A 22,324-nucleotide genomic window follows, 5' to 3' on the forward strand; every position below is an offset into this window, starting at 1 on the left:
GGACCTCAATGTTCAAAGCGGAGCTTACCGTCGAGGAGGCACGTTCGGGCATGGTCAACCTGCAGCCCAAGCTCGAGCGATATGCCGATCTCATCGTGCGAAAAGGCGTGCACGTCAAACCCGGCCAGGAAGTGGTGGTTCAGGCGCCCGTCGAGGTGGCCGCTTTCGTGCGCATCGTTGTCGCGCGCGCTTACGCCGCCGGTGCAGGTCACGTGACGGTGATTTGGGGCGACGACGCCATCACGCGCCTGACGTACGAGAACGTCGAGGCGTCTTGGTTTGAGACCGTTCCCGCATGGCAGCGCGAGCAGCTCGATTCCCTTGCCGAGGCGGGGGCGTGCTTCATCTTTATCGAGGGCGCTGATCCCGAGGCGCTCAAGGGCATCGATCCCGCCAAGCCCGCCGCCGCCTCCAAAGCCCGCAACACGCAGTGCAAGAGCTATCGTCACGGCATGGACTTCAACATCAATCCCTGGTGCATCGCCGGAGCGCCCGTTGCCGCGTGGGCGCGGCAGGTGTACCCGGGCGTCGACGACGAGATCGCGGTGTACCGTCTATGGTGCGCGATTCTCTCCGTAGCCCGCGCGGATGGCGAGGACCCGGAGTCCGCATGGGAGCTGCACAACGCGACGTTCGAGAAGAACCTGCGCTTCCTCAACGACCGTCACTTCGACCGCCTGCACTACACGTCGTCCAACGGCACCGACTTGTGGGTCGGCCTCACCGACAAGCACGTGTGGGAGGGCGGGTCGAGCGAGACCCCCGATGGTCATGCGTTCTTCCCCAACATCCCCACGGAAGAGGTATTCACGTCGCCGCATTGCGAGCGCGTGGACGGTGTGGTGCACTCCGCTTTGCCGCTGGTGCGCCACGGCAACAAGATCGACCGGTTCTGGCTTCGTTTTGAGGGCGGCAGCGTGGTCGATTTTGATGCCGAGGTCGGTCGCGACACGCTTGCGAGCATCCTGGACACCGATGAGGGCGCCCGCCGCTTGGGTGAGGTGGCGCTCATCTCCAAGAACACGCCGATTCGCGAGACCGAGACGCTGTTCTACGACACGCTCTACGACGAGAACGCGAGCTGCCACTTGGCGTTGGGGTCGGGCTTCCCCGAGTGCTATGAGGGTGGCTACGACATGTCGCAGGAGGAGCTGCGCGCATGTGGCCTCAACAAGAGCGGCACCCACGTTGACTTCATGATCGGCGCTGACGACCTGGACATCACGGGCGTCACGGCGGACGGCGAGGAGATTCCGGTGTTCGTGAACGGTCAGTGGACTTGGGAGTAGGGTGCTCCGTCGTTTTGACGCATGGCGAGCGCGCCGATGCGGGAGGTTCGAGGCAGGCAGATTGACGATGTGCGTTTGTTCGGCGGGCAGGTTGCCCCTCAGTTGCTGAGCGAGCGTGTGGATCTCGCATCTCCTTTCGTGCGGTGATGTGATCCTGCCTGCGCACCCAGTGCCGTGCGCTGCGGACTCGATGAGATGAGGATGGTTCGGTGGTCCAGGGCTTCGACGCTCGGGGCGCACGTGCTCGTTTTCGTGCATCTGTGCTACATCGAAGATGCAGCGCGCGGTCTTCTCGACCGCGCGCCCGCGCCCGCCTTCGTCTATCCGTGCTACAATACCGCACGCGGGTCATTAGCTCAGCTGGCAGAGCAGGGGACTTTTAATCCCAAGGCCCAGGGTTCGAACCCCTGATGACCCACCATAGAGCGAGAGCGCGAGGAGCAGCGATGCCCCTCGCGTTTTTGTTTACCCTGCGGGGCCATGTTGCCCTGGAACAGGTCGCCCATGTCAGCGATGCCCCCGCGTTTTTGTTTGCCCCGCGAGAGGTGATATGCGTTCGTGTGACCGCAAGGGGTCAGCGATGCCCTCGCGTTTTGTTTGCCCCGCGGGGATTCGAACCCTGCTCGGGGGCGCGGAGCCGAGGAAACGCGATGGCGTTTTCCAGTGCAGCGCGCCAGGCGCGTTAAGCGCCGCAGCCAGAAATGTGCGAAAACAGCCGTTTGAAAAAGCTCCGTTTGTTTCAAACCATTGGTAAAGCACATTACCAGGCCCATTTTTGTGCGTAATTGGCCGTTTGAAATAAACGATTTGTTTCAAACGGCTGTTTTCGCACATCCCCGCATTTTCGGGCCGGTCGCGCACATGGCGCTTGGTGAGGAGTCCGCCTGTGTGCCACAGATTATCGTCATGAATTGTGTATAAACATTACCAATATGTATCGAATACTGCATATTCGCGTCTGAAAACACATTATGGAAGAAGGACGCGTACAATACCGAGGAACCATACGGCCTTTAAGCCGGTACCGAGAGACCGAGAAGGAGACGAGATGGCTTTGAACCGTCCTGCGGGAGCCCCTACGCCCCGCGTCGCTGCTGCAAGCCCTCTGGCGCAGCGCATCATGGCATCCACTACCAAGGGCGACTGCGGTCCCGCGATTCTGCTGTTGGCGGATGGGACCGTTTTTTACGGTCGCGCGTGCGGGGCTGCGGGCACCGCGACTGGTGAGGTCTGCTTTAATACCTCGCTCGAGGGTTATTTTGAGGTCCTGACCGACCCGAGCTACGCCGGTCAGATCGTGACCATGACCTATCCCCAAATTGGCAATTACGGCATCGACCCCGCCGACGTACAGAGCGCGTTCCCGGGCGACATCCATCGCGCCCCGGCTACGCCAGCGCTACGCGGCATGGTGGTGCGCGACATGTGCCGCACGCCGTCCAACTGGCGCAGTACCCTGTCCGTGCCCGAGTATCTGGAGCAGCAGGGGATTGTGGGCATCGAGGGTGTCGACACCCGCGCCCTCGTGCAGCACCTGCGCGACCATGGCGCCCAGATGGGCATCGTGTCGACCGAGGAATTCGACCTCGCTGTGCTGGCGGACAAGCTCGCGGCGGCACCGCAGCTGGTGGGCGAGAACCTCGTGCAGACGGTGAGCTGCTTCAAGCCCCATTCCTTCACCGCGGACGATCTGCCCGCAGAGCACGAGTTCGCTTTCTCCGCGTGCGCAACGCGTCGGGCCCCGTATCGCGTGGTGGCCTACGATTGCGGCGTCAAGCGCGGCATCCTCGAGGGCCTCGTTCGCGCGGGGTGCAGCTTGACCGTCGTGCCGTGGAACACCCCGGCTTCCGAGGTGCTCTCCGTGAACCCCGACGGCGTGTTCCTCTCCAATGGCCCGGGCGACCCGGATGCTGTGGAGGAGACGTACGCCCAGGTCCAGGAACTGTTGGGTAAGGTGCCGGTGTTCGGCATCTGCCTGGGGCACCAGATGATCAGCCTCGCGGCGGGCGCTCAGATCGAGAAGCTCAAGTTCGGCCACCGCGGCGGCAATCAGCCCGTTATGAACCTGCTTACGCGCCGCGTGGAGATCACGGCGCAAAACCACGGCTTCGGTCTGGTGTTTCCCAGCTTGGGCGCGCTCGTGCCGGAGCTTTCGGGCGGCGTTGCCGCGCATCCCGCTAACGGCGACCTGCGCTTCTGGGTCGAGCGCGGTATCGCCCCCGTGGTGGAGAACGAGCGCTTTGGCCGCATCCGCCTCACTCACGTCAACCTGAACGACGGCACCGCCGAGGGCGTCCAGCTACTCGACCACCCTGCGTTCAGCGTGCAGTACCACCCCGAGGCCTCGCCCGGCCCCACCGATGCGCATTACCTGTTCACGGCCTTCACGCGCTTGATGGACGGCGAGCCGGACTACCTGAACATCGATATCGCGAGCGACCGGCTGCACGGCTGGAGCTTTTAAGTTTCCAAGTCCCTGCGGCTTGCCCAGGCACCGCACCTTGCCGCTCAATCGTCGGGCGCCGCACGCTAGGCGTGCGCCCTCCTCTTTCGTGGCAATCTGCGGCACCTGGACAACCTGTCTACGTGGTTGAGTTTTATATTTGAGAGGGAAAAGCATGCCCAAGCGTACAGATATCAAGAGGATTCTCGTCATCGGCTCCGGCCCTATCGTCATCGGCCAGGCGTGCGAGTTCGATTACTCGGGCGCGCAGGCCTGCAAGGTTCTCAAGGAGGACGGCTACGAGGTCGTGCTCGTCAACTCCAACCCGGCGACCATCATGACGGACCCGGGCTTGGCCGACCGCACCTACGTCGAGCCCATCACCGCCGAGTTCATCGAGCGCGTGATCGAGCGCGAGCGCCCCGACGCGCTGCTGCCCACGCTCGGCGGCCAGACCGGCTTGAACGCCGCGGTTGAGCTCGCCCGCGCCGGGGTGCTGGAAACCTACGGCGTCGAGATGATCGGTTGCGACCTGGATGCCATCGAGCGCGGTGAGGACCGCAAGCTCTTCAACGAGGCCATGGCCGAGATCGGCCTGGAGGTCGCCCGCTCTGGGTACGCCTATTCCGTTGAGGACGCGCTCAACATCGTCGAGACCACGGGCTACCCGTGCGTCCTGCGCCCGAGCTTCACCATGGGCGGTGCGGGCGGCGGCATCGCGCACGACGAGGCTGAGCTCATCGAGATCGTGACCCAGGGCCTGGAGCTCTCCCCGGCGGGTGAGGTGCTCGTGGAGGAGTCCATCGAGGGTTGGAAAGAGTACGAGATGGAGGTCATGCGCGACCGCGCCGGAAACGGCATCATCGTATGCTCTATCGAGAATCTGGACCCCATGGGGGTGCACACGGGCGACTCCATCACCGTTGCCCCCGCCCAGACGCTCTCCGACCTCGAGTACCAGCGCATGCGCGTGGCATCGCTCGCCATCCTGGAAAAGATCGGCGTCGAGACGGGCGGCTCCAACGTGCAGTTCGCCGTCAACCCCCAAAACGGCCGCCTTATCGTGATCGAGATGAACCCGCGCGTGAGCCGCTCCTCCGCGCTGGCGTCCAAGGCCACGGGCTTCCCCATCGCCAAGGCGGCGGCGCGCCTGGCCGTGGGCTACACGCTGGACGAGATCGTGAACGACATCACCCGCGCCACGCCGGCGTGCTTCGAGCCGTCCATCGACTACTGCGTGGTCAAAGCCCCGCGTTTTGCGTTTGAGAAGTTCAAGGGCACGGACACCACGCTCACCACGCGCATGAAGGCCGTGGGCGAGGTCATGGCCATCGGCCGCACGTTCGAGGAGGCCATGGGCAAGGCCATGCGCTCGCTCGAGGATGGTCATCGCGGTCTGGGCGCCGACGCCAAAGCGGCCGCGCTCGAGTCGATCGCGGACGAGGAGCTGGCGCAGAACGTGTCCCGCGCCACCGAGCAGCGCATCTTCTACCTTGCCGAGGCCCTGCGCCGCGGCTGGAGCGTTGAGCGCCTACACAGGTTCACACGCATCGACCCGTGGTTCCTCTCCCGCTTGCACGACATGATCGCGGTGCAGGAGACCGTGCGCGGCCTGCGCGTTGAGGACATCGACGCCGATGCCATGCGCTTGCTCAAGCAGTACGGCACCTCCGATGCGCAAATTGCCTACCTCACCGGCAGCGACGAGCGCTTTGTGCGCGCCTACCGCAAGGGTTTGGGCGTGGTTCCGAGCATGAAGACCGTGGACACGTGCGCCGCCGAGTTCGAGAGCGCCACGGAGTACCACTACAAGACCTACGAGAACCTCATGCGCGAGGCTCCGAATGCCCGCCGCGGCGTCGCCTCCGACGAGGTGCGTGCGTGCGACAAGCCCAAGGTCATGATTTTGGGCGCCGGCCCCAACCGCATCGGCCAGGGCATCGAGTTCGACTACTGCTGCGTGCACGCGTGCTACGAGCTGGCTGAGCGCGGCTATGAGACCATCATGGTCAACTGCAATCCCGAGACCGTCTCCACCGACTACGACACCTCCGACCGCCTCTACTTCGAGCCGGTCACCTACGAGGACGTCATGGACATCGTGGATGCCGAGCGACCGGCGGGCGTCATCACCACGCTCGGCGGTCAGACGCCGGTGAACCTTACGCGCGCACTGGCAGAGAGCGGCGTGACGATCATGGGCACCCAGCCCGATGCCATCGACTTCGCCGAGGACCGCGAGCGCTTCTCCGCGCTGCTCGACCGCTTGGGCGTCATGTACCCGCCGGCGGGCATGGCGACCTCGTTCGAGGAGGCCGAGGCGGTGGCCGCGCGCATCGGCTACCCGCTGCTCGTGCGCCCCAGCTACGTGCTGGGCGGTCGCGGCATGATGATCGCCTACGATGCCGAGCATCTGCGCGAGTACATGGCGGAGGCCACCCGCGTGAGCCCCGACCACCCCATCTACCTCGACCGCTTCCTGGAGGGCGCGTACGAGAGCGACGTCGACGCGTTGTGCGACGGCGAGGAGGTCTACATCGGCGGTATCCTGGAGCACATCGAGGAGGCCGGCATCCACTCCGGCGACTCCGCCACGTGCATCCCGCCGTTCTCCTTTTCCGACTCGCTCATGGCGCGCCTGCGCGAGACGACGCGCAAGATCGCGCTGGCGCTGGGCGTGCGCGGTCTGGTGAACGTGCAGTACGCCATCAAGGGCGAGACCATCTACGTGATCGAGGCGAACCCGCGTGCGAGCCGCACGGTGCCGTTCATCTCCAAGGCCACGGGCGTGCCGCTGGCCCGCTGCGCCGCGCGCATCATGGCGGGCGCGAGCATCGCTGAGCTGGGTCTTCCGAGTGATGAGCGCCGTCTGGACTACTTCTGCATGAAGGAGGCCGTCATGCCCTGGGGTCGCTTCCCGGGTGCCGAGGTCATCTTGGGACCCGAGATGAAGTCCACGGGCGAGGTCATGGGCATTGCGAAGAGCTACCCGGAGGCATACGCCAAGACGCAGCTCGCCATCGACTACGAGCTGCCCACGCCGGAGAACGGTCGCGTGTTCATCTCGGTGTGCGACCGCGACAAGCGCCACATCCTCGGCCTGGCGCGCATCCTGCGCCACCTGGGTTTTGAGCTGCTGTCCACCGAGGGCACCGCGCGCGTGCTGCGCGGCGGCAACGTGCCGTGCGAGGTCGTGGGCAAGATCAGCGCGTCCGACGACACTGACGAGCCGGGCATCCTGGACATGATCGCCGACGGGCAGATCGCGTTCATCATCAACACGCCCTACGGTCCCGGTTCGCGCGGAGACGGGTACCGCCTGCGCACCGAGGCCGTGCGCCGCGGCGTGACCTGCGTGACGGCCCTCGCGGCGGCGAACGCCTATGTGAGCGCGCTGGAGGCCCGTTCCTTTGGCGACTCGCTCGACGTGGTGGCGCTTCAGGACCTGTAAAGACGAGCCGCGCGCGGTCGAGCACCGTGAGGCTGCGTTTGAGAATGCGGGGGCAGCTGCTTGCAAGAGCGGCGCCCCCGCCCGCCAAATGCGGCGGCCCTTGCCTGTCCAAGCATTCTGGCACCTGTTCCCGCTGCCTCAAATCGCGCAGCGTGCAGGTCTTGAGCGGTGATGTGGTTGTAATCTAACGAACGATGCCGACGGAACGCGCTGCTGAGATTCGCAGAGGAGACTGCGTGAACCTGAGCCAACTTTCATATTTGGTAGAGACGGTGCGATGCGGAAGCTTCTCCGCCGCAGCCTCCCATTTGTATGTGACGCCCCAAACGATCTCCAAATCTCTTGGGGATCTGGAGTCTGAACTCGGCGTTACGCTTTTCGGGCGAAATGGCCGCAGGCTGACAATAACGGATGACGCCCGCCTACTGGCAGAAAAGGCGGAGAGCGTGCTTGCGTGCGTGTCTGATATGGAGGGACTGGCGTCCCGGCTTCGTGTCGGCTCAACTGACACGCCGCGTAGTGTGTCAATCGCCGTTGCGTCCTCTCCGCTTCGCGGAACTCTCGTGCCAGACGATTTGCTCAGCCGCTTTTTCGCAAACAATCTCGGTATCGAGGTAGCCATAAGAAGAAACGGCAGCGAGTCCTGTCTGACGGCGGCACAACAGGGTCTCGTTGATGCAGCGATAACGCTTGGAAGAACAACGCGCGAGGGTCTGCTTTGGACGCAAATCTGCCCTTTTGTATTTGGTGTCACCATGTCATCCGGTCATCCTCTCGCGGGACGCGAACGCGTTGGCATCGCCGAAGTCGCTAAGTTTCCTGTGGCGACGCCAATGGATTTTCGCTGTGCGTATCGCATTATCGAGCATCAGTTTGAGGCGAACCATGTTGAACCTACGTATGTCGATGTTGCTCCAACGGTGGAGGCGCATCGTGCATTCTTGGATGATGGTGGTGTGCTATTCACAGGTCGAACGCCTGACCTCTCCGGCCTCTATCCCGACGCGTTGACAAAACGGCTTATGAGGGATGACGGGATTTCAATACCGCTATGTTTAATCTACCGTAAGGATAACGATAACCCCGCAATCCCCCTGCTTCAACGCGAGCTGCTTCTTACGACGGCGTTGCGCAAAAATATGTAGAACCCCGTCTTTTGCCGCTTCGCTTAGTCGGTTTGATTGGGCCTATCTGTGAAGGGCGCCCAAGCGTCTCTTTCAACGTTTCGTTTTGCTTGAGCGCAACAATTGAAAAGAGATCAACGTCTGCCGGGCTAGGATGAGGTTGAGAGTGCACCACATTTTGGGGTGCTGCGTGTGAGGGCGGAGGATTTATGTCTGGTCTGAAAGCTGTTTTGTTTGACATGGACGGCGTGATTGTTGATACGGAGCTTGAAGACTTCAAGGCGCAAGTTGCGTTTGTAAAGAAGATCAACGAGGAAAACGGTCGCTCGTCCGAGGGTCTCGACTTCAAGTTGCTTTTGGGAAAGTCTTACGCCTTGCTTCTCGACCAGCTTTATGCCCTTACCTACGGCATGGTGGATGCTGAGGAGCTTTGGGCGCGCTTCCTCGCGTTCGATGCGGAGTGGAATCGCCATTCCGACGTATCGCTACTCTATCGTCCAGAAACCGAAGAAGTCTTGTCCGTAGCAAAAGCATTTGCCCTCAAAACCGCTGTTGTCTCATCTTCGCCGCAGGAACGCATCGAGGAGGTTCTCAATGCGTGCGGTATTCGTGATGAATTCGATCTAATCGTTAGCGGCGCGCTTCTTGAGAGGAGCAAGCCAGATCCGACCATATATCGCAACGCCCTTGCGGATCTGTCTCTTGCGCCTGAGGAGTGCGTGGCGATTGAAGATTCGACATGCGGCATCGAGGCTGCTCTTGCCGCCGGTATTCCCGTTATTGCATATGAAGAGGTGAGGGTTCCCATTGATCAGACGGCTGCAACATGGATGGCGCGCGGTCTTTCCGAGGCGGCTTCGATTATTCGGTCACTTGCGGCCAATGGATGACTTAGAAGTTCCATAGTCGTCTTGACCGGGGCATAGTTCATGGTGGAGGAATTCTCGAAGTTTCTCGATAGCGGCGGAAACGTCTTCGTCCATGGTGTTGTAATCGTTGAGATTATCAGGCTGGTTTGAATACCAAATCTGCGTTCCGCCCTGGTCATTGGTGCGAAGATATGGCATGTGTGGCATGCTTCTACTGTTCTTCATACTGTGCCCCCAGTGTCGAGCGAGCTGATGCACCACTCACGTGCGGCTTATGTGCGAAGCGCAAATCGTGCTCCCTCAATTGTACGCGTGTCTGAATGCGGTTTCCCATGCAGACGGATACATGGTAGAATCTCTTGCCATGCGGGTATCGCCAAGTGGTAAGGCATCAGCTTCCCAAGCTGACATTCGCGGGTTCGAGTCCCGTTACCCGCTCCAGTGAGAGCCAGAGAGCCCGGTGCCGTCGCGGTACCGGGCTCTTTTCATGTTTGTGCCGGGGCTCGAACCCATTAGGGTCGCGAGGCTGAGGAAACGGCGAAAGCCGTTTTCCAGCGAGCGTGCGAGGGCGCGCAGCGCCCGGAGCTGCGGACGCCGCAGGCGGACGCGAGTCCCGTTACCCGCTCCAGCGAGAGCTAGAGAGCCCGTCGCCGTTTCGGCGTCGGGCCCTTTTTATGCGCGCGCCGGTATTCGCTCGCACGCGGCGACGTAACACGGAGCCAGGTCGACGCAAAACCTCAGTTTTGTCAGTGCGTGTGCGCCCAAAACGCCACTTCCTGCCGCAAATCACGCGAAAAAGTAACGAAGAATTCGATATGCCGAGTAGACAGGTGTTTTGGCTTCTTGCGAGCTGGGTTTTTGGCGTCGTAATGGGCGGTCTACGGTCAAGTCCATTTTTGTGTGTAAATTCGCAACCGCCGCTTTCTCCTATGCCGCGAGCCTCAGCTGGCGCTGCTCGCGCGCGATGACCTCCAGGCGCGGGACCACGCCCTGCAGCTCCTTCACGGCCGGCGAGTAGAACAGCCTGCGACCGGCCGCCCAGCGCTCGCCCTCCTCGATGAGCACGGCCCCGATCAGCCTCGCTATCGAGTCCGCGTTCGGGAACACCTTGACCACCGACGACCTCCTCTTCACCTCCCCGTTCAGCCTCTCGAGGTGGTTCGACGTCCGCACGACCCGCCGCAGCGCCTCGGGCAGCTCCATCACCGTCATCGCGTCGTCGAACCCGGCGTCGAGCCGCTCGACCGCCCTGGGCGCGGCCCCGGCGTAGTCGGCCGCGATCTCGTCGCGCCTGCGACGCGCCTCCGCCATGGTCTTCGCGTTGAACATCTCCGCGAGCTCGCCGCGCAGCCCGACCCTCAGGCGCTTCGGCGCGGCGTCGACGACGTTGCGGGCGAAGTGGGCCTGGCAGCGCTGCCAGGGCACCTCGGGGAACACGGACTGCAGCGCGGCGACGAGCCCCTCGTGCGCGTCGGTGGTCGCGAGCCGGACCCCCGACAGGCCGCGGCGGCGCAGCCCGGCGAGGAACCGCGTCCAGCTCTCGGTCGTCTCGGCGTCCGCGACCTCGAAGCCGAGCACCTCCTTGCGGCCGTCCGGCGTGAACCCGATGGCCACGAGCAGCGCCTTCGCCACGACCCTGTGGCCCTCGCGGCACTTGATGTAGGTGGCGTCCGCCATGAGGAACGGGTGGTCTCCCTCGATGGGCCGCGCGAGGAACTCCCCGACGATCGCGTCGAGGTCGCGGCACGCCTCGGAGACGCACTGCTTCGAGAAGCTCTTCCCGCAGATGGTCTCCATGACCCTGCCGACCTTGGCGGTGGAGACGCCGGAGACGACCATCTCGGCCATGGTCGTGACCAGCGCGGCCTCGCTGCGGCTGTAGTTGTCGAAGACGAGCGTCCTGAACGGCGCGTTCCGGTGCCTCGGGACCGTCAGCTCGATCGTGCCGACGCGCGTCGCCAGGGGCCTCTCCCTCGTGCCGTTGCGCACGTCGGTGCGCGCCTCGGCCCTCTCGTAGCGGGCCGCCCCGAGCTGCTCGTCGGACTCCGCGAGCAGCACCGCGTTCAGGGACTTCTGCAGCAGGGCCGCGAACGCGCCGCCGGTGTCGCCGGCGAGAAGGGAGAGGATCTCGTCCTGGTCTAGTGTAAGATTGATTCGAGCCATGCTCGTCCTCCAAGTAATCGTTGTGGTTTGGCGATTGCAAGTTTACTTGGTCGGCGGGCCTCTGGCTCGCCTTTGCTATTTACACCACTTTACGGACGCGACCCGGTCTACTCGACCACCCCGATAATTCGTTACATTTTCGCGTGATTTGCGGCAGGGGTCGTTTCCAACGGAGCGTGATGGGAGCCAAAATGCCCGCTTTTGTTCGCTTCTTGCAGTGCGTGCATGTGCCACCCCGTGCACGTACAATATTCGTTGTACCTTGCGTGCCAATATTCAAAAAGGAGCCGCCATGATCGACCGTTACACGCGTCCCGAGATGGGTCACATCTTCTCGCTCGAGAACAAGTACGCCATTTGGCAGGAAATCGAGGTGCTCGCCTGCGAGGCCCAGGCCGAGCTGGGCGCATGCGGCATCACCAAGGAGGAGGCCGCGTGGATCCGCGAGCATGCGGCGTTCAACAAGGAGGAGGTCGACGAGATCGAGGCCACGACGAACCACGACGTGATCGCCTTCCTCACCAACATGGGTTCCTACATCGATGCGGAGGTCCCTGAGGGCGAGCCTAAGCCCAGCCGTTGGGTCCACTACGGCATGACGAGCTCCGACTTGTGCGACACCGCCCTGTGCTACCAGCTCGTCCAGGCCACCGACATCATCATCGAGGATGTGCGCAAGCTCGGCGAGATCTGCCGTCGCCGCGCCTTTGAGGAGCGCAACACGCTGTGCGTGGGCCGCACCCATGGCATTCACGCCGAGCCCATGACCTTTGGCATGAAGTTCGGCAGCTGGGCCTGGGAGCTCAAGCGCGACCTCGACCGCCTCATCGACGCCCGCAAGAACGTCGCCTTTGGCGCCATCTCCGGTGCGGTGGGCACCTACAGCTCCATCAACCCCTTTGTCGAGGAGTACGTCTGCGAGCATCTGGGCTTGGCTCACGACCCGCTGTCCACGCAGGTCATCTCGCGCGATCACCATGCGTACCTCGCCGGCGTTCTGGCCACCACGGCCGCAACCTGCGACCGCATTGCTACCGAGATCCGCAACCTGCAGAAGACCGACACCCTCGAGGCCGAGGAGCCCTTCCGCAAAGGTCAGAAGGGCAGTTCCGCCATGCCCCACAAACGCAACCCCATCACGCTCGAGAAGGTCTGCGGCCTTTCTCGCGTGGTCAAGGCCAACGCGCAGGTCGCTTTTGACAACGTCGCCCTGTGGCACGAGCGCGACATCTCGCACTCCAGCGCCGAGCGCGTGGCCCAGGCCGACAGTTTCATCGCCCTCGACCACATGCTCTCCTGCCTTATCCGCATCGTCGACGGTCTGATCCTGTATCCTGCCCGCATGCAGGCCAACCTCGACCTCACCCGCGGTCTCATCTTCTCTTCCAAGGTACTGCTCGCGCTGGTCGACACGGGCATCACCCGCGAGGACGCCTACAAGATCGTGCAGCGCAACTCCATGGCCGTGTGGGACGACGTGCACGCCGCCGTCGACGGCCCCAACTTGCGCGAGCGCCTCGAGGCCGATCCCGAGTGCACGGTCTCTTCCGAGAAGCTCGACGAGATCTTCGACCCGTGGGACTTCCTCACCCGCATCGACACGGTGTTCGACCGCCTGGAGCAGCTGAGCTTCGAGGCGTAATCACGTGTAAACGGGAACAGCCTCTTGTGCGGAGGATCCTTTTCACCTGTGCTTGGGGGCGCCGCCGGTGCATGCCGGCGGCGCCCTTTTGCGTGCGGCGGGAGCGATTTTCATGGACTTGGCAGCTCCGCACCCCTGTGCGGTTGGCGCATCAACGCTGGTTGGGTATGATATCCATCCAGAATGAGGAGGAAGCATGTTCATCGCACTCGATAAGCTCTAGCTGCGTTTTACGCCATCTTGCGCCAACCGCGACCGCTACGGCGCGGTTTGCCCCCGTTTGACCATCACGCTGCATAAAGGAGATATCATGCGCGACAAGCTTGAGAAGATCATCATCGCTTTTGAGGAGCTCGAGAAGAAACTCTCCGATCCCAGCATCGCGAGCGACATCAAGGAGTTCACCCGCCTCAACAAGGAGTACGCGCACCAGACCGACCTGGTGAAGGCCGCCCGTGAGTACCTCGGCGCCCTCGACGACATCGAGGCGGCCAAGGAGATGCTGCGCGAGGCAACCGATGCCGATGAGAAGGAGATGCTCCAGATGGAGATCTCCGAGAACGAGGCCAAGCTGCCCCAGCTCGAAGAGGACATCAAGATCATGCTCATCCCGGGCGACCCCATGGATGAGAAGGACACCATCGTGGAGATCCGCTCCGCCGCCGGCGGCGACGAGGCCGCCATCTTCGCTGGCGACCTGTTCAAGATGTACCAGCGCTTCATCGAGTCCAAGAAGTGGAAGATGGAGGTGCTCGATTCCAGCCCCAGCGATGCCGGCGGCTTCAAGAGCATCGAGTTCAAGGTCACGGGCGACCGCGTGTACTCCGTCATGAAGTACGAGTCGGGTGTTCACCGCGTTCAGCGCGTTCCCAAGACCGAGTCCCAGGGCCGCATCCAAACCTCCACGGCCACCGTGGCCGTGCTGCCTGAGGCAGATGAGATCGACGTGCAGATTAACCAGTCCGACCTGCGCATCGACACCTACTGCGCCTCCGGCCCCGGCGGTCAGTGCGTTAACACCACGTACTCCGCCGTGCGTATCACCCACCTGCCCACCAACACCGTGGTGCAGTCCCAGGAGCAGCGCTCCCAGATCCAGAACCGCGAGGTCTGCATGCAGATGCTGCGCGCCCGCCTGTACGAGATGGAGCTGGAGAAGCAGCAGGCCGAGCTGGGCGCCGAGCGTTCGGCTCAGATCGGCCACGGCAACCGCTCCGAGAAGATCCGCACCTACAACCAGCCGCAGGATCGCGTGACCGATCACCGTATCGGCTTCAACTCCACCTACAACGGCGTACTGCTGGGCGATCAGCTCTCTTCTGTGATCGAGGCCCTGGCGGCCGCCGATCGCGCTGCCAAGCTTGCCGCTCAGGTGTAATTGGCGTTGTGGCGCCGGGGGCCATGTGCTCTCGGCGTTTTTTTGTGGCGCAGCGGCGTTTGATAAGCGGCGTTTGGTAGATGGCTGTTTGCAGCGTGAAAATCAACGCGCACATGCGTGCAACAGGTGGGTTAAACAATACGAGTTAGCTGCTATTTTTTGCATCTGGACGGGAATTGGGAAACCGTGCCGTACAATCCCACCCATACGAAGCGCAACGATCGGAGCAGGCGATGACAAACAAGATGTGGACCATCAAACGCTGTCTTGATTGGACACGAGAGTACCTTGGTCAACGAGGGGACGAGCGGGCCCGGCTGTCTGCCGAATGGCTGCTTTCGAGTGTGACCGGGATGTCTCGCACCGAGCTGTACATGAGCTTTGATAAACCCATGGATCCCCGTGAGCTGGATGCTATGCACGCCGCCGTTGTGCGGCGCGCGAAGGGCGAGCCGCTCCAGTACATTGCCGGCGAGACGACGTTTCGTATGATCGATGTGGCGTGCGAAGAGGGCGTCCTTATTCCCCGGCCCGAAACCGAGTTGCTGGTTGAAGAGGTGCTGACATATATCGACCGCGAAGTGCTGGGCGGGGCCGTCGCCTCGCGTGCCCGTATCGAGCTCCCCTGGAACAGTGAGGTTCAGGCCGCCCGCGAGGCGGAGGAGAAAGAGGCGGCGGCTGACGCCGCCGCCTCCGATAGCGTTGTGGAAGAGGTTGAGGGCTCGAGCGGGGAGGATGCCGTTGCCCGCGTGCTCGAGGTGGGGTGCGGTACCGGCTGCATCTCGCTGTCCATTGCCTCGGAGCGACGTGACCGCGTTGCGGTTGTTGCCACGGATATCGAACCGCGGGCCGTCGATTTGGCGGCGCGCAATCGCGATGCCTTGGGTATCGATGCCAAAACGGTGGATATTCGCCTGGGCAATTTGGTGAGTCCGCTCGATAGGGAGACGGAATGGGGGACGTTTGACGTTCTAGTATCTAATCCTCCGTATATTCCAACTGACGTCATGGCGACGCTTCCGCATGAAGTTGCCGATTTCGAGCCCTCCCTGGCCTTGGATGGCGGCACGGACGGCCTGGACATTTTCCGCCGCTTGGTGAGCGCTGCCCCGTTTATGCTGCGCAAAAACGGCTTGTTGGCCTGCGAGCTGTACGAGGGCCATCTGGATGCCGCGGCCGATCTGTGTCGCGCGGCGGGCATGGAGGACGTGCGTATCGTGGACGATCTGACCGGTCGCCCGCGCATTGTCCTGGCGCGCGTCGTGACGCCAAAATCACCCAACGAGCTGGGCACATCCGACCGTTAAGCGGCGCGTCGGCGTGTTTGATACCACTTGCGTAGGAAAATCAACCGCTTAGGCAATTCGTCTTTCCATTTACCGCCACGTTAGGTTGGTTTTGGTTTCCTATTGGTAAAATTCCCAGGCTAATAGTGCTCTTTTGCCGGGCCTACGGCCCGGCATCGTGAATCTGGAGATGCGTATGGAAAAGCACCTGAGGATCACTCCGCGCTGGACTGCCGCATTGGTGTTGGGCGCGGCCTTGTCGTTCACTCCCGCCGTCACGTTTGCCGAGACGGGGTTTGTTGGCGATAGTGCCCTGACCACCGGTGACGTTGCCGATCCTGCAAAAGATTCGGTCGTTCCCAACGCCGGCCAATATCGCTACGCGAAGGAGGAGCTGGCGGCGTTTTGCCACTTTGGCCCCAATACGTTCTCGGGGGTTGAGTGGGGCACCGATTACGGCACCAAGATGAAATCGGCCACCGAGTTCATGAATCAGTTGACCTCCATGGATGTTGACGGGTATGTTCGGTCGATTAAGGATGCAGGCTTCAAACGCCTGATCGTGACGGCCAAGCACCACGATGGTTTTTGCATTTGGAATAGCCCCTCAACGGAATACGATATGGGTAGTACAACATCCAAGATCGATGTTCTCGAAGAGCTTTCGAAAGCATGCACCAAGCACGGTCTGGATATGGGCTTGTATTTGTCGCCTTGGGATATCCACGATAAGTCGTATGGCAACTCGGACGGCAACGCCGATAACTACAACGATTTTTACGACAAACAGCTGCGTGAGATCCTGGACAATCCAAAGTACGGGCGCGATGGCAAGTTCGTTGAGGTCTGGATGGACGGCGCCAAGGGCACAGGACAGGATGCTCAGGTATATGATTTCGAGCGCTTCGCCAAGACCATCAAGGATCTTGAGGGGGACGAGTGCGTTATCTTCCAATGCGGCCTGCAGTCTGATGTGCGGTGGTCGGGTAACGAGAACGGCCTGGCTCCCGATACAGTGTGGAACCGCGTGAAGATCGATGGCAAATGGGACCCCAAGACGTCCGACAAGATGCCGTGGCAGACCGAGAACAACCAGCCCATCAAAGATCAGAATCGCGTCCATGCGGGAGATCCCAACGGCGACAAGTGGGTTATGTCTGAGGCCGATGCGCGCATCACCTCCGGTTGGTTCTGGGGTCAGAACAAAAAGACTCCGAAAAGCCTCGTTGAGCTGGGAAATATGTACTTTGGCTCCGTGGGCCACGGTGCGCCATTTTTGCTGAATGTTCCGCTGAATACCGCCGGTTCGGTTGATCCCGAGATAAAGCAGCGTGTCGATGAGTTTGGCGCTGCCGTGAAACAGTCTTTCCAGCACGATTTGACCCGTGCGGACGAGAAGGCCGGTCGCACTGCCGCAACAGCCGAGGCCACGTCTGTCTGGAAGAACTCTCGGGAATTCGCACCATCTATGGTTTTGGATGGCAAGGACGATACGTATTGGAGTGCCGAAAGTGGGACGGGTGCTCAGTCGATGCTAATCACCCTGCCCAAGGCGCAGTCATTCGATGTGGTGTCCTTTGAAGAGCCCATCCAGAACGGACAGCACATCAAGTCCTTTACCGTTTCCTATCGCAACGGCAGCAGCGGTAAGTGGGAGGAGTTCGGCAAGGGCGGCACCGTGGGTGCCAAGCGCCTCGTTCGCGGTCCCAAAGTCACGGCCACTCAGGTCAAAATCGAAGTCACCACGCACGATAACACCATCCCGCAGCTTTCCGAGGTCGGCCTGTATAAGGCGGCAAAGCCGTTTGAGACTCCGAGCCCGGTGCCGGAGGGTATGGAGACGATCGATAACGAGCAGATGAAGACCACCGGCAACTGGAATAAGGAGTCGGGAACGCAGTTTGTTTCGAATACCGGCATGTGGACGAACGTCCAGGGCGCGAGTGCCGAGTTCGAATTCACCGGTACCAGGTTTTCAATCATCGGCACCAAGGATCCTGGTCACGGTGACATGAACGTGTATATCGACGGCAAGCTCGTAGAGACGGTAAGCACCAAAGGCTCCCCGCGCAGCACCAAGACGACGCTTTACACCTCGGGCACTTTGTCCAACACGAAGCATATGGTTAAGATTGAGGCAAAGGCCGGCGGCAATGGCAACGCCGTGGGCATCGATGCCGCAGCCGTCCTCAACAATGGTGAGGTAGGCATGCTGGATTTTGACGAGACCGCGATCTCCATGGACGAGGAAAGCACCTATGAGTTGGGCATCACGCGCTCCGGTGGCTCTAAGGGTGCGCTTGACGTGACCGTCAATTTCGAACCCGGCTCTGCGGTCCAGGGCGATTTTGATACGAATGCCCAGAAGGTGCACTTTGCCGATGGCGAGACACACAAGACGGTTACTGTTCGCACCAAGCGCAATGCCGACGGTGCCGGCGCGGGCCAGAACGGTCAGTTTACCGTTACCATGACCGTGAGCTCGCCCAAGGAGCTTGTCCTGGGCAATTCGAGCGTAACCACCGTCACGATCATCGATCGCGAGACCAACTACACGAAGGCAAAACTCGACGAGGCTATTAAAAAGGCAAAGCAGAATTCCTTCAATGCGGGCAATGCGACCGCTGAGAGTGCCGCTAAGTTCTCCCGGGCCCTGCTGAATGCCGAGTTTGTCGCCTCCCGGGAAAACCCCTCCGCCGATGCCATCTACGATGCTATGAAGGCCCTGCGCGAGGCAAGCGATGGCATTGAGTTCCGCAAGGACCTTTACTCTGAGGAGAATCCCTTTGTGTTCCCGTCCGTGGTTGGTCAGACCATGACCATGGAGGGCGAGCTGGGGACCATTAAGGACGATCCCGCGACCGATAGCAACTGGCCCATGTCAGTGAAGGAGTTCCAGGGCGCAAGCGGCGGCAAAGTGATCGACTCCATCGCTCAAAACGATACGTTGACCATTCCGTTCAAGGCCGAGCGCGCGGGTACCTACAAGGTTGTTTTGCGTTACATGAGCGGCAGCAACACCAACAAGCTGGTTTGGGCCGACGCCGCCAAGCAAGATCCCGTTATCAAATCGGGTGAGCACGCGGCGGGCAACAGTGACGGCAATGCGTTCAAGACGGTTGAGTTCGAATTTACCGTCCTGCACCCCGGCGCTTCGAAGCTGGTGTTCACCGGCCCGGCCGAGAAGTCGCCGCGTATCGATAAGCTCGACATTACATTGACTGGCGACGGGCTCACGAGCTTTGGCGCCGTGGGTCTTGCCGGAACCGGCGGAACGATTGCCCCCGAGGGCTTTGTGTCGCCGACCTCCGAGCAGCCGGTTGAGTTTACGATTGCTCCGAGTGAGGGTTATCGTATCCTTTCGGTGACGAAGGGCGGGCAGCCTGTTGAAGTGCCCGACCCCACTGCGCCGATGGAGGTTGCCGTGACGGCCGATGAGGCCGCTACGGCCGATGTTGAGGTTAAGGCGTTCTTCGAGAGGATTCCTGCGCCCCAACCCGACCCGGAGCCTCAGCCCAACCCCGACCCGGAGCCCCAGCCCCAGCCGGATCCTCAGCCGCAGCCCGATCCGGAGCCCCAGCCGGATCCCGATTCTGTCCCCATGACTCCGCTCGAGCCCGCGACTCCGGTTGCGCCCGAGCAGAAGCCGGCAAAGCCCGCCAAGCCCAACGGCGGGTTGCCCCAGACTGGGGACCCCGTGGGGATTGCCGCCCTTCTTGCCTCCGCCTCGGCAGCCGTTGGCGTTCTGGGCGCGGCCATTCGCCGCAAAAGGTAGCTCGACCCCGCGCGCCTCAAAACGTTTTACCGGAGACGGTCGCTTATGAACTGCGCCCCAAAACTTGGACGCGTTAAATAATAACCGCTACGCGGCCTCCCGAAGGGCCTGCTCCCGGAACTCCACCGGGGTCAGGCCCTTCAGCTTGACCTGGCGCCTCACGTTGTTCCAGTGGTGGATGTAGGACTCGAGGTCCGCCTTGAACTCCTCAAACGTGTCCCAGTCGCGACCGCGGAAGAACTCGTCCTTCAGATGGCCGAAGACCTGCTCGGTGGCGGCGTTGTCGATGCAGTTGCCCTTGCGCGACATGCTCTGGGTGAAGCCGTTCTCCGCCAGCGCGCCGACGTAGGTCGCGTGCTGGTACTGCCAGCCCATGTCCGAGTGCAGGATCGGCCTGGTGCCCTCGGGCTTGGCGGCCATGAGCATGGCGAGCATCTCCTCCTGCTGGGCGAGGTCGGGATGCGCGGATATGGAGTGGGCCACGATCTCCTTGCTGCCGAAGTCGTAGACCGGCGCGAGGTAGGCCTTGCCGAACGAGCACTTGAACTCGGTGACGTCGGTGCCCATCTTCTGCCAGGGGCCGTCCGCCGCGAAGTCCCGGCCGATCGCGTTCCCGAAGGTCTCGCCGACCTCGCCCCTGTACGAGTTGTACCTGTGGTAGTCGGTCTCGCGGCGTATGCCGCAGCTTATCCCCGCCTCGTGCATGATCTTCAGCACCGTGTTAGCGCTACTGTAAAAACAACCATTTTGACCAACGCTCAATAACCAATCATGCCAACGCAATCCCGCCATTTGCGCCAACGTATTTTCACCATTTCCACCAACGCCGGGGCTTACGCTTCGACCGACGAGCGAACGATGCTTTCGGGAGGAGCGGGCCGTGGCGGAGAAGAACCTGATCGGAGAGTTGGACATGTACAGGGAAGCGGGCATAAAGCCCAACTTCAGCGACATGGCGAAGCGCTACGGCAAGGACAGGCACACCGTGGCGGCCTACTGGAGGGCCGAGGGCGGCCGGCCCCGCGACGGGCGCGCCGACAGGGCGGGCTCCTTCGACGCGCACATCGAGGAGGTGGCCGCCAAGGCGCAGCTGCCGGGGGTCACCAAGAAGGGCATCCGCGAGTGGCTTCTGCACAGGTATCCCGGCGAGGACCTGGCCGGCTACAACGCCTTCACCCAGTTCATGCGCAAGAACGGCATCGCCGTCGGGGCCTCCGGCGGCCCGGAGCCGCACCCGCGCTTCGAGACGCCGCCCGGGCTGCAGCCGCAGTTCGACTGGAAGGAGTCGGTCAGGATGGCGAACCGCGACGGCGAGCTGTTCGAGTCCAACGTGTTCGCGGCGACGCCGGGCCATTCCCGCAGGCACATATTCATCCGGTCGGGGACCAGGACGACCGACGACCCGGTCAGGTGCATGTACGCCACGATCGCGAGGCTCGGCGGCGTGCCTCGCGAGTGGGTCACGGACAACATGTCCGCCCTGGTGACGGTCAAGGGCGGCAGGCGCCTCAAGGTCCAGCGCGCATACGAGTTCGCCAAGGCCGCCGGCTTCGAGCTGAAGCCGTGCCGCCCGCGCAGCCCCCAGGCCAAGGGCAAGGTCGAGTCGTCGAACCGCTTCCTGTCGCGGCTCGCGGCCTACCAGGGCGACTTCGACGGCTGGGACGACATCGACGAGATCGTCGCGCGGATCGAGGACGCCGGCAACTCCGAGCCCAACGAGACCACGGGGCTGCCGCCATCGGCGCTGTTCATGGAGGAGAAGGACGCGCTGCTGCCCGTCGGCAACCTGCGCGCCCTCGAGGAGGCGATGGGCGACGTGGCGCGCGTGGCCAGGGTGCCGGCCACGATGCCGGTCAGCGCGCACGGCGAGCCCATGTCGGTGCCCAGGCGCCGCATCGGCAGGCCCGCCCGCATCGTCTGCATGCCCGGCGGCGCGATGGACTGCCACGTCGGCGGCGAGCTGGTGGCCACGCACGTGGCGGGCGGGCCGGCCTACGACCCGGCGCACTACGCCGAGGCCATGGCCGCCAACCTCGGCCTGCCCGATTCGATAGGGGGCTCGCTGTGAGCGCCGCCGTGCAGGCCAGCCCCCTCAACCGCCTGGCGGCCAACCTCGAGGAGCTGGGGCTCGAGGGCATGGCGTCGTCGGTGCCCGAGTACGTCAGGCTCGTCGCCGACGGCAGGAAGGGCCCGGTCGACGCCATGCTCGAGCTCACCGACGCCCAGATGGCCCTCAAGCGGCGCGCCGACGACGAGCGCCGCACGAGGATGGCCAGCTTCCCCTACATAAAGACGCTGGCCGACTTCGACTGGGGCTTCCAGCCGAGCGTGCCGCGCGGGCTGGTCGAGCAGCTGGCCACGCTCGAGTTCGTCGACCGCGGCGACAACGTCGCGCTCGTCGGCAGCCCGGGCGTCGGCAAGACCCACCTGTCGATAGCCATAGGCCACGAGGCCGTTATGGCCCGCAAGCAGGTGTACTTCGCCGACTGCTCGAGGCTGGTCGAGGACCTCAAGCACGCCTCGGCGAAGGAGGCGCTGGCGCGCAGGATGCGGTTCTACGAGCACTGCAGCCTGCTGATAATAGACGAGCTGGGCTACCTCGACATCGGCAAGGAGGACGCCGACCTGCTGTTCCAGCTGGTCAACAGGCGCTACGCGCTCAAGCGGTCGACGATCGCCACGACCAACGTGCCGGTCGGCAGGTGGGGCGACGTGTTCGGCAGCAACGTCACGGCCTCGGCGGTGGCCGACAGGCTTTGCCACCACTGCGCGATGATCAAGATAACGGGCCGGTCGTACCGCCTGAAGGACGTGTCCATCGGCGGTGAGGACGGGAAGGAGGATGGCGCCTAGGCGCCGAAAGCGGCGCATCCGCGTTGGCGAATCCGGCGTATCCGCGCTGGC

General features: G+C 62.5%; 13 protein-coding genes and 2 tRNA genes. 13 read left to right on the top strand and 2 right to left on the bottom strand.

The features are described 5' to 3' along the window. Nucleotides 1-8 precede the first annotated feature (8 nt). The 7 genes from LK434_RS08895 to LK434_RS08925 all read left to right on the top strand — a co-directional run bounded on the left by LK434_RS08895 (nucleotide 9) and on the right by LK434_RS08925 (nucleotide 9,617). A complete protein-coding gene (locus tag LK434_RS08895; RefSeq protein WP_006721754.1) occupies nucleotides 9-1,289 on the top strand; it encodes an aminopeptidase in 1,281 nt (426 codons plus the stop codon). 345 nt (nucleotides 1,290-1,634) lie between these two features. After that, nucleotides 1,635-1,710, top strand: a tRNA-Lys gene (locus LK434_RS08900). A 699-nt stretch (nucleotides 1,711-2,409) separates the two neighbouring features. Continuing rightward, complete coding sequence (carA, locus tag LK434_RS08905) at nucleotides 2,410-3,753, top strand: glutamine-hydrolyzing carbamoyl-phosphate synthase small subunit (protein WP_006721751.1); 1,344 nt, start codon at nucleotides 2,410-2,412, stop codon at nucleotides 3,751-3,753. Nucleotides 3,754-3,907: 154 nt separating this feature from the next. After that, on the top strand, nucleotides 3,908-7,183 hold the full coding sequence (carB, locus tag LK434_RS08910) for a carbamoyl-phosphate synthase large subunit (RefSeq protein WP_006721750.1): 3,276 nt from the start codon (nucleotides 3,908-3,910) through the stop codon (nucleotides 7,181-7,183). Between the two features lie 236 nt (nucleotides 7,184-7,419). Further along, nucleotides 7,420-8,328, top strand: coding sequence for a LysR family transcriptional regulator (locus tag LK434_RS08915; protein ID WP_040361694.1), 909 nt, complete (start codon nucleotides 7,420-7,422; stop codon nucleotides 8,326-8,328). A gap of 188 nt (nucleotides 8,329-8,516) precedes the next feature. Next, nucleotides 8,517-9,197, top strand: a complete 681-nt coding sequence (locus tag LK434_RS08920; RefSeq protein ID WP_006721748.1) for an HAD family hydrolase — start codon at nucleotides 8,517-8,519, stop codon at nucleotides 9,195-9,197. A 345-nt stretch (nucleotides 9,198-9,542) separates the two neighbouring features. Next, nucleotides 9,543-9,617: transfer RNA gene (locus LK434_RS08925), tRNA-Gly, on the top strand. 486 nt (nucleotides 9,618-10,103) lie between these two features. Here the strand turns inward: LK434_RS08925 and LK434_RS08930 are convergent. After that, on the bottom strand, nucleotides 10,104-11,339 hold the full coding sequence (locus LK434_RS08930) for an IS256 family transposase (RefSeq protein WP_006722195.1): 1,236 nt from the start codon (nucleotides 11,337-11,339) through the stop codon (nucleotides 10,104-10,106). A 292-nt stretch (nucleotides 11,340-11,631) separates the two neighbouring features. On the opposite strand from LK434_RS08930, the gene purB reads away from it, so the two are divergent. From purB to LK434_RS08950, 4 genes are all read left to right on the top strand, one after another. After that, a complete protein-coding gene (gene purB / locus LK434_RS08935) occupies nucleotides 11,632-12,981 on the top strand; it encodes an adenylosuccinate lyase (protein ID WP_006721745.1) in 1,350 nt (449 codons plus the stop codon). A 310-nt stretch (nucleotides 12,982-13,291) separates the two neighbouring features. Further along, nucleotides 13,292-14,359, top strand: a complete 1,068-nt coding sequence (prfA, locus tag LK434_RS08940) for a peptide chain release factor 1 (protein WP_006721742.1) — start codon at nucleotides 13,292-13,294, stop codon at nucleotides 14,357-14,359. Between the two features lie 233 nt (nucleotides 14,360-14,592). After that, a complete protein-coding gene (locus LK434_RS08945) occupies nucleotides 14,593-15,666 on the top strand; it encodes a N5-glutamine methyltransferase family protein (protein WP_006721741.1) in 1,074 nt (357 codons plus the stop codon). Nucleotides 15,667-15,841: 175 nt separating this feature from the next. Continuing rightward, the gene (locus LK434_RS08950; protein ID WP_050755005.1) at nucleotides 15,842-19,420 is read left to right on the top strand and encodes an alpha-L-fucosidase; all 3,579 of its coding nucleotides are present in this window, start codon (nucleotides 15,842-15,844) and stop codon (nucleotides 19,418-19,420) included. Between the two features lie 87 nt (nucleotides 19,421-19,507). On the opposite strand, the gene LK434_RS08955 is transcribed toward LK434_RS08950, so the two are convergent. Then, nucleotides 19,508-20,374 carry an IS3 family transposase gene (locus tag LK434_RS08955; RefSeq protein ID WP_322563579.1) on the bottom strand — a complete coding sequence of 289 codons (867 nt, stop codon included), beginning with the start codon at nucleotides 20,372-20,374 and terminating at the stop codon, nucleotides 19,508-19,510. Here LK434_RS08955 and LK434_RS08960 point away from each other — a divergent pair. Beyond that, nucleotides 20,334-21,488 (top strand): DDE-type integrase/transposase/recombinase, encoded by a 1,155-nt coding sequence (locus LK434_RS08960; protein ID WP_227917726.1) that lies wholly within the window; start codon nucleotides 20,334-20,336, stop codon nucleotides 21,486-21,488. The genes LK434_RS08955 and LK434_RS08960 overlap by 41 nt on opposite strands. Continuing rightward, nucleotides 21,485-22,273, top strand: a complete 789-nt coding sequence (istB, locus tag LK434_RS08965) for an IS21-like element helper ATPase IstB (protein WP_006721736.1) — start codon at nucleotides 21,485-21,487, stop codon at nucleotides 22,271-22,273. Before LK434_RS08960 ends, istB begins: the two co-directional genes overlap by 4 nt. The last annotated feature ends 51 nt before the right edge of the window (nucleotides 22,274-22,324 follow it).

This window comes from Collinsella stercoris DSM 13279 (assembly GCF_020735465.1).
Taxonomy (GTDB): Bacteria; Actinomycetota; Coriobacteriia; order Coriobacteriales; family Coriobacteriaceae; genus Collinsella; species Collinsella stercoris.

Excerpts from the sequence above, each read along its gene's own strand:
- LK434_RS08895 (WP_006721754.1), top strand. The coding sequence starts at position 9 with ATGTTCAAAGCGGAGCTTACCGTCGAGGAGGCACGTTCGGGCATGGTC.
- carA (WP_006721751.1), top strand. The coding sequence starts at position 2,410 with ATGGCATCCACTACCAAGGGCGACTGCGGTCCCGCGATTCTGCTGTTG.
- carB (WP_006721750.1), top strand. The coding sequence starts at position 3,908 with ATGCCCAAGCGTACAGATATCAAGAGGATTCTCGTCATCGGCTCCGGC.
- LK434_RS08920 (WP_006721748.1), top strand. The coding sequence starts at position 8,517 with ATGTCTGGTCTGAAAGCTGTTTTGTTTGACATGGACGGCGTGATTGTT.
- LK434_RS08930 (WP_006722195.1), bottom strand. The coding sequence starts at position 11,339 with ATGGCTCGAATCAATCTTACACTAGACCAGGACGAGATCCTCTCCCTT.
- purB (WP_006721745.1), top strand. The coding sequence starts at position 11,632 with ATGATCGACCGTTACACGCGTCCCGAGATGGGTCACATCTTCTCGCTC.
- prfA (WP_006721742.1), top strand. The coding sequence starts at position 13,292 with ATGCGCGACAAGCTTGAGAAGATCATCATCGCTTTTGAGGAGCTCGAG.
- LK434_RS08945 (WP_006721741.1), top strand. The coding sequence starts at position 14,593 with ATGACAAACAAGATGTGGACCATCAAACGCTGTCTTGATTGGACACGA.
- LK434_RS08950 (WP_050755005.1), top strand. The coding sequence starts at position 15,842 with ATGGAAAAGCACCTGAGGATCACTCCGCGCTGGACTGCCGCATTGGTG.
- LK434_RS08960 (WP_227917726.1), top strand. The coding sequence starts at position 20,334 with ATGTACAGGGAAGCGGGCATAAAGCCCAACTTCAGCGACATGGCGAAG.
- LK434_RS08955 (WP_322563579.1), bottom strand. The coding sequence starts at position 20,374 with ATGTCGCTGAAGTTGGGCTTTATGCCCGCTTCCCTGTACATGTCCAAC.